This window comes from Methanospirillum lacunae (genome assembly GCF_003173355.1).
Lineage (GTDB): Archaea > Halobacteriota > Methanomicrobia > Methanomicrobiales > Methanospirillaceae > Methanospirillum > Methanospirillum lacunae.
Genome location: NZ_QGMY01000008.1, coordinates 42,028 through 55,727, shown reverse-complemented (window position 1 = coordinate 55,727; position 13,700 = coordinate 42,028). Strand labels below are relative to the sequence as shown.

11 protein-coding genes are annotated in these 13,700 nt (G+C 39.3%); 7 read left to right on the top strand and 4 right to left on the bottom strand.

Annotated features, from left to right (window positions below; translation table 11 throughout):
* The first annotated feature begins 149 nt into the window (after positions 1–149).
* From DK846_RS10395 to DK846_RS10380, 4 genes are all read left to right on the top strand, one after another.
* The gene (locus DK846_RS10395; protein WP_181391724.1) at positions 150–1,184 is read left to right on the top strand and encodes an ABC transporter substrate-binding protein; all 1,035 of its coding nucleotides are present in this window, start codon (positions 150–152) and stop codon (positions 1,182–1,184) included.
* A gap of 366 nt (positions 1,185–1,550) precedes the next feature.
* On the top strand, positions 1,551–2,366 hold the full coding sequence (locus DK846_RS10390; RefSeq protein ID WP_109968887.1) for an acyl-CoA dehydratase activase: 816 nt from the start codon (positions 1,551–1,553) through the stop codon (positions 2,364–2,366).
* Positions 2,363–3,544, top strand: a complete 1,182-nt coding sequence (locus DK846_RS10385; RefSeq protein ID WP_109968886.1) for a 2-hydroxyacyl-CoA dehydratase subunit D — start codon at positions 2,363–2,365, stop codon at positions 3,542–3,544. The genes DK846_RS10390 and DK846_RS10385 overlap by 4 nt, the downstream gene beginning before the upstream one ends.
* Positions 3,541–4,938: a 2-hydroxyacyl-CoA dehydratase subunit D gene (locus tag DK846_RS10380; protein WP_109968885.1), complete on the top strand. Its 1,398-nt coding sequence runs from the start codon at positions 3,541–3,543 to the stop codon at positions 4,936–4,938. Before DK846_RS10385 ends, DK846_RS10380 begins: the two co-directional genes overlap by 4 nt.
* Positions 4,939–5,020: 82 nt before the next feature.
* Here the strand turns inward: DK846_RS10380 and DK846_RS10375 are convergent, their stop codons facing one another.
* Entirely contained in the window at positions 5,021–6,079 is a 1,059-nt protein-coding gene (locus DK846_RS10375) for an ABC transporter substrate-binding protein (RefSeq protein ID WP_109968884.1), read from the bottom strand.
* Between the two features lie 32 nt (positions 6,080–6,111).
* Complete coding sequence (locus DK846_RS10370; protein WP_109968883.1) at positions 6,112–7,191, bottom strand: ABC transporter substrate-binding protein; 1,080 nt, start codon at positions 7,189–7,191, stop codon at positions 6,112–6,114.
* 534 nt (positions 7,192–7,725) lie between these two features.
* Here DK846_RS10370 and DK846_RS10365 point away from each other — a divergent pair.
* From DK846_RS10365 to DK846_RS10355, 3 genes are all read left to right on the top strand, one after another.
* Positions 7,726–8,916 (top strand): molybdopterin-binding protein, encoded by a 1,191-nt coding sequence (locus DK846_RS10365; RefSeq protein WP_109968882.1) that lies wholly within the window; start codon positions 7,726–7,728, stop codon positions 8,914–8,916.
* A 305-nt stretch (positions 8,917–9,221) separates the two neighbouring features.
* Positions 9,222–10,334 (top strand): FecCD family ABC transporter permease, encoded by a 1,113-nt coding sequence (locus DK846_RS10360; RefSeq protein WP_109968881.1) that lies wholly within the window; start codon positions 9,222–9,224, stop codon positions 10,332–10,334.
* Positions 10,325–11,203, top strand: coding sequence for an ABC transporter ATP-binding protein (locus DK846_RS10355; protein ID WP_109968880.1), 879 nt, complete (start codon positions 10,325–10,327; stop codon positions 11,201–11,203). Before DK846_RS10360 ends, DK846_RS10355 begins: the two co-directional genes overlap by 10 nt.
* A 276-nt stretch (positions 11,204–11,479) precedes the next feature.
* On the opposite strand, the gene DK846_RS10350 is transcribed toward DK846_RS10355, so the two are convergent.
* Complete coding sequence (locus tag DK846_RS10350; RefSeq protein WP_109968879.1) at positions 11,480–12,520, bottom strand: methyltransferase domain-containing protein; 1,041 nt, start codon at positions 12,518–12,520, stop codon at positions 11,480–11,482.
* Positions 12,520–13,572 (bottom strand): ABC transporter substrate-binding protein, encoded by a 1,053-nt coding sequence (locus DK846_RS10345; RefSeq protein WP_109968878.1) that lies wholly within the window; start codon positions 13,570–13,572, stop codon positions 12,520–12,522. Before DK846_RS10345 ends, DK846_RS10350 begins: the two co-directional genes overlap by 1 nt.
* Positions 13,573–13,700: the final 128 nt, after the last annotated feature.

Sequence of the window (13,700 nt, the reverse complement as noted above, 5' to 3'; positions counted from 1 at the left end):
ATATCCAATTAGATCAAAGAATATTAGAACAGATATTATCTTAATTAAATACTATAATAAATAACAATTGTTATTTATTGGTCCATATTATACCTATTATGGGCTTTGGCATTCAGACTAAGAACCAAACTATTCATCGTCGGTTAATAGTGTTATTATCAGCACTTATGCTCATACTTTTGGCAATAACGCCAGTATGGGCTGCAGATTCTTCAACATCTGGTTCAGATAAAATCATAGACGGATATGGTAATACTGCTTCCATTCCTCAAAGTGTTAATACAATTGTTGTAATACAAGGGGCATGTAACGTACCTTCTCTCCTATGTGCTTTAGGAATTGGTGACAAACTCATTCAGGGTCTTTGTTTCAAAACCCCACTTCAGATAAAATTGCAACCGGATTATGCGAAGATAGATCCGCTTCAGGTTCAGAATGGGGAGGCTAACGTGGAGGATCTTGTAAAGCAAAATGCAGATATTGTATTTGGATGGACTAATATTAAAAATGGACAGGCAATTCGGGATGCTGGTGTAAATCTCTTTATTGTAAACCTTGATTCATTTGACGAGATGGTTGAGACCATTAAAAGTATTGCAAAGATCACTGGAACTGAAAAGAAAGGAGATGAACTTCTCCAGACTCTGAATGAAACCATCCAGATGATCGACAGTAAAGTTTCAACCGTCTCCCAGGATAAAAAGAAGAAGGTTTTATTGCTGACTAAGAGTGATCCAATCACCGTCATGGGTGCAGACACATTCAACCGTGGACTTATAGAGAAGGCTGGAGGAATATGTGTTACTGACAATATGCCCGGATACTTCCTTGAAACTGATATGGAACAGATACTGAAGATGGATCCTGATATCATTCTGGTGTCTGCAACTGGCGGTAACAGTTACAATGATATAATGAACAGTACAGCATGGGATTCAGTCAGGGCTAAAAAGGAAGGACATATATATCAGGTACCAACAGGAGTATTCTATTGGGATAAACCTGGTTCAGAGAATAATCTGTTTCTCCTATGGGAAGCAAATAAATTCTACCCAGATCTTGTCTCTGTAGATACTCTGAAGAGTGAAGCACAAAAATTCTATAAGAAGTTCTTCAACTATGACTTAAGTGATGAGGATTTTAATTCTATGATAAATCCGGTTAAAAAAGCAAAAACCACTTAATACCATTTTTCTTTTTTAGGTCCTTTGAAGGGCCATAATTAATTATCGCGATTCAATATTGAATCCAGTTCTCAACATTAAGTAGATATTTTAAAAATATAAATTGATAATATTTATTTATCTAAAAATCAAATTAAACAAGTTGAAAGTACTTTTATGTAGATCAATACGGTTGTATTTTTTTGAATAAACCAAACATGGATCAAATATTGGTACCGTCATTTTCACTATTACTCACAAAGAGATGAAGAACATGCAGACGTTAGAAGGTTAATTCAAAATTAATTTGGATATTTTATCTAAATTACTAGGTTAGATGCGATTATCTGATGAATATCTTTAAAGCAATTATAATTCCTGACAACAATGACAGAAGATGATAATATAAATCAAAAAGTAGCAGCAGGTGTAGATATAGGCTCCCTCACGACAAAATCAGTATTAATTTCAGATGGAGCCGTTATCGGATCATGTATAATTCCAACTGGTATCTTTCCAGAAAAAAGTGGTTTGGAAGCACTTGAGAAAGCCATGGAGTCAATTGGCTGTGCAGGGAAAAAACCAACATATACTGTGGCAACCGGTTATGGGAGGATATCAGCACCCTATGCCGATGAAACAGTCACAGAAATAACCTGCCATGCAAAAGGAGCGTATTCTATCAATCAGGCAACCAGGACGGTGATAGATATGGGAGGACAGGACTGTAAAGTTATCAGGATTGATAATTCAGGTAATGTATCGGATTTTATCATGAATGATAAATGTGCAGCAGGCACTGGCCGGTTTCTTGAAGTCATCGCATCAGTATTTAGGGTAAAACTTGAGAATCTTGGCCCTATGGCATTAAAGGCAGAAGATATCGTCCCAATTAGCAGTACCTGCACCGTATTCGCAGAATCTGAAGTCGTTTCATTGCTCGCGAGAGGGGAAAAGCCGGAAAATATTCTTCGGGGAGTTCATCATGCTATCGCACACCGCATTACCGGGATGACTATCAGAGTCGGTGTTGAAGATGCTATTTTATTCTCCGGAGGGGTAGCCAAGAATGAAGGAATGAGGAGAGCTCTGGCAGATGCCTTTAATAAACCGATCATTGTCCCGAACTTTGATCCACAGATTATCGGGGCTCTTGGGGCAGCAAGAATTGCAGAAAAAAAAGTTTCACGTGATGCATCATGACCTTACCAGCACTTAAGAAAATTCGTGATGCAGTAAAGCAACGACCAAGTGCGTTAGAATCTGAAAGAAATAACGGGAAAATTGTCATCGGATGGTTTGGTTATTTCATACCAGAAGAGATAATTCATGCCCTTGGAATGATCCCTGTCCGGTTAGGCAAAGGAGGAGATGAACGATTAGTTGAACTCGGGGCACGATACATATCCTCACAGAATTGTGCCTTTATTCGTGGATCTATGGGTATGTTTGCAGAAAACACTGACCCATATATCCGAGCTGCTGATGTTGTTGCTTTTGACAATGCCTGCATGCAGATCTACCGGCTAGGTGAGGTATCAAAGTACTATTTTAAGAAAAAAACATTATTTCTTGGTGTTCCTAGAAATCCGCATTCAGTCGCTGCTCAAAAATATTTCAGGGGTGAGATAGAGCATTTTACCCGGAATCTCGAGGTTATTGCGGGCAGAAAAATTGATACGTTAAATTTGGCAGAGTCGATAGATCTCTTTCAAAACATCAGAGATAGTACCAAAAAGATGTTTCAATCTCTTCTGGCTGCTGATTGCCCTCTCAACTGGAAAGAAGCCAATGAGGTTGTTCACGCAGGATACTATCTTGACAAACGGATTTACTTCTCCCTTTTACAGGAGTTACTAAGTGAAATTGAATCATCTCCAAAGAGTTCCGGTAAGAAAAGTCAGGATATCAGGATTATTCTTTCAGGAAGTGCTATCGCTCCAGGAGATGAGAAACTGGTAGATCTGATTGAGCAGATGAATGGAACAATCGTACGGGATGATCTCTGGACAGGTCTGAACCCTTCCCTGAATATGCACATAGAACATCCTTCTGTTTCCAGTATTGCTGATGCGTATTTGAACCGGATACCCCACTATACTCTTCCCTGTTTAGAAATGGATAATGATACCAGGTTTGAGCATCTGATGTCTGCAGTCCTTGAAACCAAGGCAAATGGGGTCATTTATCATACAATACGCTACTGTGATTCAGCAACCTTTAAAACAACAGGGCTGAAAAACCGTCTTAAAAATGTTGGAGTGCCTTTACTTGAAATTCATACCGAATACTCAGGTTCTGACGTTGAAGCAATCAGGACAAGAGTTGAAGCATTCTTCGAGATTCTGAAAGGACAAAATAGTCCGGAGGTACGAGCATGAGAGTTGATTACCCACCGTTCACATACCCGGATGAGATTAAACCATTGGTTCTTGAAACTGAGGATTTAAATTTTTCTGATGGAACTACGGTTACAGCTGAACAGATATGGCACTTTATGACAGTAACCGGACCCAAACGTTTTCCATTTGCTTTTTCAACTAACCCGGCATTTGGTCATCAGTTATCAGGGGATGTTTCCCTTATCAGCGGAATCAGAAGAAACTACCTGGGTATGACCGGAATCGATAGACTTCGGAAATTTGTCAGAAATAAAACACCGTTGATCCTCGTACAGGGAGGAATTACTTCAGACTTATACCAGGCAGCGGGATGCATTTCAGTTGGTCCGATGTTTTTAAGAGGGTGGATCATGAATACTCAGGAGGGGAGAGCGTATAAAAATGCAAATCTCACCGGGGCATCTCTTCTCGAAGAAGCACGGCAGAATCTCTCTTTTGAGTGCTGCAATCTTATCGCAAACGTTGGTCTGTTGAAAACCCGTGATCTTCCAATATCAGCAATAGCACCCTGTCTCTGTTCACGCTGCTCAGATATGGCATATGCAGTTGAGGCATATCGAAGTGAATCCAGTAGTATTCCAACGATATTAATCGATTATCCAAGTAATTTTGAAGAAGGAGAATGGAGAGTTGAATACATAAAGGAAGAACTTCATTCCCTTGTCCATCAATTAGAAAAGGTAACCGGAAAAGAAGTCACTGATGACGATATCCGTAAAGAAATAAAGATTCAAAACAAAGCACGATCTCTCGTCCGGGAATGTGAACAGGTATGGTGGAGCGGGAAAGTACCCCCGACAAACAGCGTTGATGGCGGATTTGCTCATCTCGGGATGATGGGCGCTTTTGATTTTCCAGTAGCCAACCAGGTTCTCAAAGAAACCAGAGATGAACTGCAAACCAGAGTCAACAATGGGGTCAAAGGCTTTGGGCTTGTTGATGATCCGGCACGGCTCTTTGTCTGTGGATCGTGTGTTATGCCTAATGCCAACTTTGTTGACCGAAAAGGCGGTGTACTTGTTGGTAGCGATGATGTCTGGAGTTCTATCTGTATGAATGTAAAAGAGACTGGCGATCCGTATGAGAACCTTGCGGTTTCATATGCCTCCCTTCCATACGAGCGATCAACAGAAGAACGGGCAAAATGGACCGTAGAACAGGTAAAAGCATCCCGGGCAGATGGTGTTGTATTCATGTTCAACTGGGGATGCAATTATCAGAGTGCCATAGCCGGAATGATAACTGATTACATCAAAGAAGAGACCGGTCTTCCTGCAATTAGTATTGAAGTTGGTGAACTGACACGAATGGAGTCACTGGAGCAGTCCCATAACCGGGTTGAATCATTTATAGAGATGATTAAATCATCTTAATTCTTCTTTTTGGGTTAAGTACTATCAAGCAATCTTGTCAATATAAAAAAAGATTTCGAATCTATCCAATTCTTAAAACCCATTATGGGTTAAGAATACTGGTTAGATCACTATCTGATAGGTCATAATGATAAAACTTTGAATAGAATTCTTTTGCCAATGATGTAATATCAATATCTGAATATACATCCGGATACAAAATCTTTGCTACCCATGGAATACCAATAATTCTGTTTACTCCAGGTGGCCTGTCAAACCAGGGGAATGGTGCTTGTGGTACTAAATATACCCGCTTATTCTGAACCGCTTTTATGTTTGCCCAGATTGGATCAGAATACACCGACTTGTAAAATCCGGGATCGCCGACGATGATAACATCTGGATTCCATGACAGTACCTGTTCCATGGATACCTCAGTCATACCCATTCCAGGGGTTATATTACAATCCGCAATGTTCTTTCCCCCAACTAATTCAATAAGTTCTGAATGGGATGAACCAACGGGATCTGTTTTAAGGCCTTTTGGTCCTTCAGCATAGTATACCGTTACTTTCTTATCATCAGGGATTGAAGAAGCCTTATTCTGTACCAGCGAAAGGACACGGTGATAAAATTCTAGAAGGGATTTTGATTCAGACTCTTTATTCAATAAGGATCCCAGAAACTGGATTGACGGATCATATCCGGTAATGTTTCTCGCGTCCATGATTCCAATTACTGGAATTTCACTAAATTTTTCCTGTCGCTCAAGGATTGTTTTAGAGAGATCTCCTGTCCCAAGGTCTGGCTCAATAACCACGTCAGGTTTTAATGAAATGAAAGTTTCATAGTTACCAGTCGATGTCCCATACCATCCACCAACATTTGGAAGATCCCGATATTTTTGATCCATGAACTTTGTAGTATTGGATGCAGAATTTAATCCCAGCAATGTATCGGGGGCAAGCATGTAGATAGTCATGGTAGTAGGTGGTGCAGTACTTAAAACATGATTGATTTGGGTTGGAATCTCTATACTTCTCCCAACCATATCCGTAATAGTCCTATTTTCTGCGTTAGATGCTTGTAATCCTGTTACAGGTAATACTTGAACTAAAAGGAGTAGGAGGATAAAAATAAGGAGTAAATTTTTTAGTTTCATACCATTCTCATCATTTTAAATCAGTTACCTGATTAAACCTTTAACCCTGAAGCGGATAGGAGGTCTTCTGCTTCCTTATCAGTCATATCATAGTGATAGAACTTTGTGTAAAACTCCTTTGTAAGGGCCTTCAGATCCATATCAGTGAATTTGTCTGGATACAAAACTTTTGCAGTCCATGGAATTCCCATTACAGTATTAACGCCCGGAGATCGATCATACCAGTTGAATGGATCACTTGGAACCAGATATACCTGCTTATCTTTTACTGCCTTAATTTCTTTCCAGTTCGGATCTGAGTAGACTTTATTATAGAACTGTTTATCAGCTGCAATTATAACATCAGGATTCCACGACATGATCTGCTCAATGGAAACCGGGGTTCTCCCAACCATATTTGTCCATTCAATGTTTGCAACATTAATTCCATTGCAAACATTCAGAGGTTGTGCATGATTAGACTCTGCGGGATCTGTCATCAGGCCTTCAGGTCCTTCTGCATAATACACCTTCTTTCTCTCTGATTCAGGGATGGATGCAGTTGTTTTAGTTACTTTATCGTAAATATTCTGATAAAATGTATTGAACTCCTCTGCTTTTGAAGGATTGTTATACAACTGTCCTAAAAATGTCATTCCCGGAGCAAAATTACTGAGATTAGTGACATCCCCAACAACAATCACCGGAATCGGATTCAATTGAGTCTGAATATCTTCAATATCGTTTGCATCCTTAAATTTTGAAATTACCTGCCCGTTTAATATCACATCAGGATTAAACTTAAAGAAACTCTCAGCATTCAATTTTGTTTGGCCCTGAGTTCCGCCGACATTTGGAAGATTCTTATACTTGTCAGGGAGATATTTCGAACTGTTATAGTTAGAATTAAAACCGACTAATTTATCTGGAGCGATGATATACGTCATTACAGTAACCGGCGGAGCTGTTCCTATAGCTAAATTGATCGGATCAGGAACTGTTAATTGACGGCCAGCCATGTCAGTGATCGTTTTTGTGGAGTCTGCTGCTGTTGCTATACAAACAGTGCAACTCACCACGAGTGTTGCAATCAATGCAACATTGATCCAGAATTGCATTTTATGTTGATTCATTTTCTTAACCCATCCCGTATAGTGGATAAAATATATTCACTTCAGGTTTCAGTATCCGGGAATCCGGATATCATATATTTATCAACAGAATAATTAAAAATATCTTAATCATTCTGAAATTACATTGATTTTAATGAACCTAATTATTAACACCATAAGTCAATATAGTTCAAAACAGGCTAAAAAATAAGTCTACACGATATAAAAAGAACCTAACATTATAGTAATTATTGGTTCTTACATTTAACAGATTTCAAAGGTTTAAAGAAGAATGAATAAGGGAATGGAGTGATCGTTTGGATCGGATCTCGCCAAGTCCCTGATATCCAGATTTGTAGATAATGTTCAGGTAAACAACCATGAAGTTATTCCGTTAGTAATCATAGGAATGACTACTTGAAAGATTATCTTCCATACTGGACACTAGATATTGGAAATATTATGTAATTAATATTTCCATTTGTTAAAGATAAATTAATACACCCTCATTCCCCATAGTACTGGAGAGCAGGGGTAATCTGCTAAATCCAGGTGATGAATATTCCCAGCAGTAGTGTTCAATCAAAAATGATTTCTCTCGCAGAAGCACAAAAAATTGTGTTGGAGTCGTTTCCTTCATGCGACTCAACTATCTGTATTCCGACGACAGATGCAGCAGGCCGTATTTTAACAAATCCTGTCCACTCAAATCGTACCAATCCACCACTCCTTCTTGGTGGACCTGATGGTATCGCTGTAAAAAGCGAAATGACCATTGGAGCAAGTGAAACCAACCTTATTGAACTTGAAGCCCCCCGGGTAAATACAGGAACTCCCATGCCTGATGGGTATGACGCAGTTATACCAATTGAAGAAGTCACAGAAATTTCAAATGGAAAATATCAGATACATACCCCCATGGCCGCATTTCAAAATACGGTTCCAAAAGGAGTTGATATCGGAAAAGGCGATATTGTGATGGATATCGGCCATTATGTCATACCCTATGATATCGGTGCTCTTCTCACATATGGAATCAGGGAAGTACACGTAAAAAACTGGAAAATAGGCCATATTGCTTCAGGCGATGAAATTGTTCCACCAAATAAAAATCCCCTGCCCGGCCAGATAATTGACAGTAATTCATATATGATATCTGCCTATCTGAAACAGTTTGGGATTACTCCGGTTCTCGCTCCAATTGTTTCTGATGAACCTGAAGGCATGGCACAGGAGATCCAGCAGTTATGTAAAGATTGTGATATGATTCTGCTCTTTGGTGGCTCTTCAGCTGGATCTAAAGATTATGCTGTTGAAGCCTTGAAAAGGAGTGGATCTCTTCTGTTTCATGGCGTTGGAATGGGTCCCGGAAAGCCGGTTTCACTGGCCAGTGTTAATAATAAGCCGGTGTTTGGTATGCCAGGACCATCTATTGCCTCTCTTACCGCATTGTATCAATTAGTTTATCCCCTGCTGAAACAATGGGGAGTCCCAATTCCACCTGATACATATATCAAAGGAGAAATTACCCAACCGGTGTCATCATTTGCTGGGTTTGATTTTTTCATGATGGTAACTGTCACCAAGAATAATGGAAAAACCCTGATATCCCCGGTTGAAAGAAGATTTGGTCAAATGATGGGTGTCAGGGCGGATGCAGTTCTTCATAAAAAGGTTGGATCAAAAGATCTTCAGGCAGGAGATGAAGTCGAAGTGAGGCTTCTCAGACCTGATTTTGCCATCTAATTTTTTAATTAAATAATACAGGAAAAATTCTGCAACTCATGATGTATTAAAATTGTGCCAGATTTCATAGAAAACGGTATAGAACAAGGTATATGAGATTTTTTATAACCTTCGAGTAACTCGATTAAAAATTTAGTAATATCTTAAAAATAAGGCTACAGTCCGTTTTTTTGAAATTGATCTAAATTAAATTAAATGGTTTAACTAAACGCAATGAATAATATAGAGACATGCACAATTGTACAGTATTTAAATACATCGCAGATATCCGGATTTATTATACATATTTGTAACTAGGAGTAAAAATGGATAATTCAAATGATAATCATCCGATTGATACAGAACCTTCCTCCAGGGAATCAATCAGGAATAATGTGAGCAACGAAGAGATTAATAAGATTACAAAAAAAAGAAGGCTAGTACTTCCTCTAATAGTAATTCTTTATATTCTCCCTTTTTTTATCATAATCTGGTCCTTATTCATTGGTAGATTTGAAGTAGAACCTGGAAATGTTCTTAAAATCCTTTTCTCCCCAATTATTCCCATGGAACACACATGGTCGAGTGCAGAAGAGACAATTATTTTTCAGGTCAGATTACCTCGGATTATTGCAGCAGTTCTTGTAGGTGCATCCCTTTCCATGGCTGGTGCATCATATCAGGGTCTCTTTAAAAATCCACTCGTTTCACCAGACATTCTGGGAGTATCCTCGGGTGCAGGGTTTGGAGCAGCGTGTGCAATTTTGTTATCACTATCAACCTATTATATACAGGTTTCTGCATTTATTGGTGGAATTACAGCAGTCATCACAACATATCTTCTCAGCCGGTTATATAAAACCGGACAGGTTCTTGTATTAGTATTATCAGGAGTGATTGTTTCATCATTTTTTAGTGCACTGCTCTCAATAACAAAGTATGTTGCAGACCCTTATGAAAAACTACCAACTATTGTTTTTTGGCTTATGGGAAGTCTTTCATCTGCACGATATATCGATATTATGTCGATAGCCCCGGCAATGTTTCTCGGAGGACTTATTCTGATGCTCATTCGCTGGAGAATAAATCTTCTTTCTCTAGGTCCTGATGAAGCGAGAACTCTTGGAATCGACATCAAACAGATTACCAGAATAATCGTCTTATGTGCCACTCTTCTTACTGCAGCTGCAGTATGTATCAGTGGAATTATTGGATGGGTCGGACTTGTAGTTCCTCATCTGGCAAGGATGATTACGGGTCCTGATTATTCCAAGTTGCTGCCAATGACAATAGTCATGGGAGCGTCATATCTCTTGGTTATGGATGATATCTCACGAACGCTAATAAGCACAGAAATTCCGTTAGGAATCCTTACTGCTCTTATAGGTGCTCCATTCTTCGCGTTCTTACTTTGGAGGAGGAAAACAGGATGGGTATAACATTTAGTGCACATAATCTCCAGTTCAATTGGAATAAACAACGTACTGTATTTTCAAATGTTTCCTTTACCTTGAAGCCCGGAGAATTATTTTGTATTCTGGGTCCTAATGGAACAGGAAAATCCACTCTTTTACGGTGTCTCATCAACCTTTTAGATCTAAATAATGGATCTGTTCAGATTGAAAATATAGATATCAGAGAGATGGAACGACAGGAACTTGCCAAGAAAATTGCATTTGTTCCTCAACGATGGGATGTTTCATTTCCATATACTGTAATTGATTATGTTGTAATGGGAAGGGCTCCATTTATTTCTGCATTTTCGTCTCCCAAAGATGAGGATATAAAAATTGCAATTGATGCAATCCAGGAAGTGGGAGTATTTCATTTAATAGATAAACCTGTGAATGAAATCAGTGGAGGTGAGCATCAACTGGCTCTCATCGCACGAGCTCTTGCCCAGGAGCCTGAAATTCTTCTTTTAGATGAACCGACTTCCCACCTTGATTTTGGCAATCAGATGCAGGTTCTTTCCCTGATTGAACGGCTCCGCGACAGGGGAATTTCAATAATTATGACCTCCCATTTTCCGGACCATGCCTTCATAGTATCTGATATGGTTGGTATCATGCGAGAAGGTTCTTTTTCGAAGATCGGCCCGGCTGAAGAGGTCATTACTAGTGAAGATCTTAAAGCTACGTATCATGTAGATGTTAGAGTTGAATTTATTGAAGTAGCTGGTAGAAAGGTATGTATTCCAGTCAGATACAGGACAGGATGTGAGTGTTCTACAGAGTCAATACTTGATCAGTACTTTAAAGAATGTCAGGAACATGCAGGACTCTGCAAAAATTGTGGGTTTTGTTAAAAATCTTTTCTCTTAATTTCCTTTTTTGATTTGATTCCTGATTTGTAATTAAAAATAGGGATACAATAATCAGACAAATAGTATTTATTTGTATAACGATATCAGATTTTTATATGCAAAATTAGGTTAACTAAACAATTTTTTGTAAGTGCCATTTTTTTATCAGATCATTAATTGGTATTTCTTAGGCTTAATAATACCAATAAATTATTAAAAATATCTACATGAGCCATCACATTTAAAAAAAGATAAGAGACATTCATTCAAAGAATTCTCCTACATATTTTTAGTTGCAATGGTTAGTGTGGAAAACCCGGTACATGTACGTATGTTGAAAGACTGGATCCCGGATAATCCAGATGATCCTAATACATTTTTAAACTCATCCCTCGTCACCATGTGATGATGACCTTTGATGAAAACCGTATCCATGGCTTTAAGGGCATCTTCTCTGGGGATGATCCAGTCATCTTCAAACTTGTGGTTTGAGATAAAAAGACCTCTTGTTTTTATCTTCGCCGCAATACGTTTGAGCAATAGATGAAGATCATCAGCCCGGTACAGAATATGAGATGCAAATACCATATCATACCCGGATCCTGGGATATCAACATTCATGTCCCCTGTCTCGATTGAGATTCGGTCCACCATCTGGTACCGCTTAACCATCTCCAGGGTAAATGGAGTGATAGACTGTTTATCAAGAATAACTGCAGACAAACCCGGGTTCTTTTGACAAAATGAGATGGAATACATACCATGTCCTCCCCCAATGTCAAGAAGTGTGTGTGAAGATTGAAATTCCGGGATATTACTTAAGATTCGTGTAATTTCCTGAATCTCTCCCCTCATACTATGCTGACAGACCACTTTAAGAAAATCTGGACTCATCTGGCTGGCTGGCTTTTGAGACTCGGAATTCTCTTTAAAGAAATCCTCACTCTGTCCCCATATACCCTCAGATGAAGACCTGATAGAATCTCCCTGATATAGTGGGCTCTCTGATACCAGATATGGAGCAAGTTTTGAGCACAATCCTACTTTGTTCTCTTTCTTTTCCAGAATGCCAATCTCTACGAGTGCTTCTAAAAAGGATTTTCCAAAAGAACTCTGATATCCGAGTTTTTGTATCAGGACATCTGGATCATGGGGACCAACAGCATACAGAATATCGGCTATACCAGATTCCAGTGCCCAGGTGAGAACACGATACCGCCGGAATCCAGATATGACTTCATCGATTCGATGAAAATCTTCACCACATGCCTGACCCTTAGAAGAAAGGGGATTTAACCCCTTTTGATGATTCTGCTCCATCACGATGCAACGGGATTCAGAGCACTTTTAATCTGGTCATCAGTGATATCAAAGTGCAGGAAGATCAAGTGGAAATCTTTAATCAACTGATTCAGGTCCAGATCCTTGAATTCATCCGGATACAGCATTTTGGCAGTCCACGGAATACCAATGATCCGGTTTACACCCGGTGGGTGGTCATACCAGCTGAACGGGGTTTTTGGAGTAAGATATACGCGTTTATCCTTGACCGCTTTAATCTGGGACCAGGACGGATCTGTGAACATCTTCTTGTACAGGTTTGCATCCTCTACAATGATCACGTCTGGATTCCAGGTCATCACCTGTTCCATTGATACTTTGATCTCGCCAAAAGCATCAGTAAGGGGCTCATCAACAACGTTAATCCCACCTGCTATGTCAATTAACTGGGAATGAGGAGAACCTTTGACTTCAGTGGTTAGTCCATCATTTCCGGCCGCCTGATAAACAGTAACTTTTTTAGATTCTGGAATTGCTGAAACCTTGCTTTGAACCTGGTCTAATACAGAGTTATAGAAGGTAATCATCTTATCTGCCTGAGCTGATTCTCCAAGCAGATCACCCATGAACTTAATCGGTTTTTCGTAACTCAAAGCGTCAACACTGTTCTCTACACCAACAACCGGAAGAGATCCGAACTTATCCTGTCGTGCATCAACAGTGGACTTCATATCACCCTGCTGATTGTACCCTTCAAGAATGATATCGGGGTGCATTGCAAGGAACGATTCATAATTCCCTTCCTTCCCACCAAACCATCCTCCAACAGCGGGCAAATTCAGATACTTTGCAGGAAGGAATCCGGTATTATTAGAGTTCCATCCAAGCAGCTTGTCGGGTGCGATCATGTAAATGAGCATGGTTGTTGGTGGAGAAGTTCCAAGAACACCTTCGATATGTGCCGGGATTGTAACAGTCCGGCCAGCCATATCAGTAATTGTTTGTGTCTGATTTGCTTCAGCCCAGACAGAGACGGGTATGCTCAACACCATGAGCATGAGGATACATACTATAATTTTCCTCAAATTCATACTTTTAACCATCCATTTGTTAACAATATAATATAAGTTTTAGATTTTGTTAATATTTTCCAATCGAACATGAACTTAAATTTTTAAAAATTTGATTTATTTTTAAAAATAAGCCTAATTATTACTTT

Excerpts from the sequence above, each read along its gene's own strand:
- DK846_RS10360 (WP_109968881.1), top strand. The coding sequence starts at position 9,222 with ATGGATAATTCAAATGATAATCATCCGATTGATACAGAACCTTCCTCC.
- DK846_RS10375 (WP_109968884.1), bottom strand. The coding sequence starts at position 6,079 with ATGAAACTAAAAAATTTACTCCTTATTTTTATCCTCCTACTCCTTTTA.
- DK846_RS10350 (WP_109968879.1), bottom strand. The coding sequence starts at position 12,520 with ATGGAGCAGAATCATCAAAAGGGGTTAAATCCCCTTTCTTCTAAGGGT.
- DK846_RS10390 (WP_109968887.1), top strand. The coding sequence starts at position 1,551 with ATGACAGAAGATGATAATATAAATCAAAAAGTAGCAGCAGGTGTAGAT.
- DK846_RS10385 (WP_109968886.1), top strand. The coding sequence starts at position 2,363 with ATGACCTTACCAGCACTTAAGAAAATTCGTGATGCAGTAAAGCAACGA.
- DK846_RS10370 (WP_109968883.1), bottom strand. The coding sequence starts at position 7,191 with ATGAATCAACATAAAATGCAATTCTGGATCAATGTTGCATTGATTGCA.
- DK846_RS10380 (WP_109968885.1), top strand. The coding sequence starts at position 3,541 with ATGAGAGTTGATTACCCACCGTTCACATACCCGGATGAGATTAAACCA.
- DK846_RS10355 (WP_109968880.1), top strand. The coding sequence starts at position 10,325 with ATGGGTATAACATTTAGTGCACATAATCTCCAGTTCAATTGGAATAAA.
- DK846_RS10345 (WP_109968878.1), bottom strand. The coding sequence starts at position 13,572 with ATGAATTTGAGGAAAATTATAGTATGTATCCTCATGCTCATGGTGTTG.
- DK846_RS10365 (WP_109968882.1), top strand. The coding sequence starts at position 7,726 with ATGAATATTCCCAGCAGTAGTGTTCAATCAAAAATGATTTCTCTCGCA.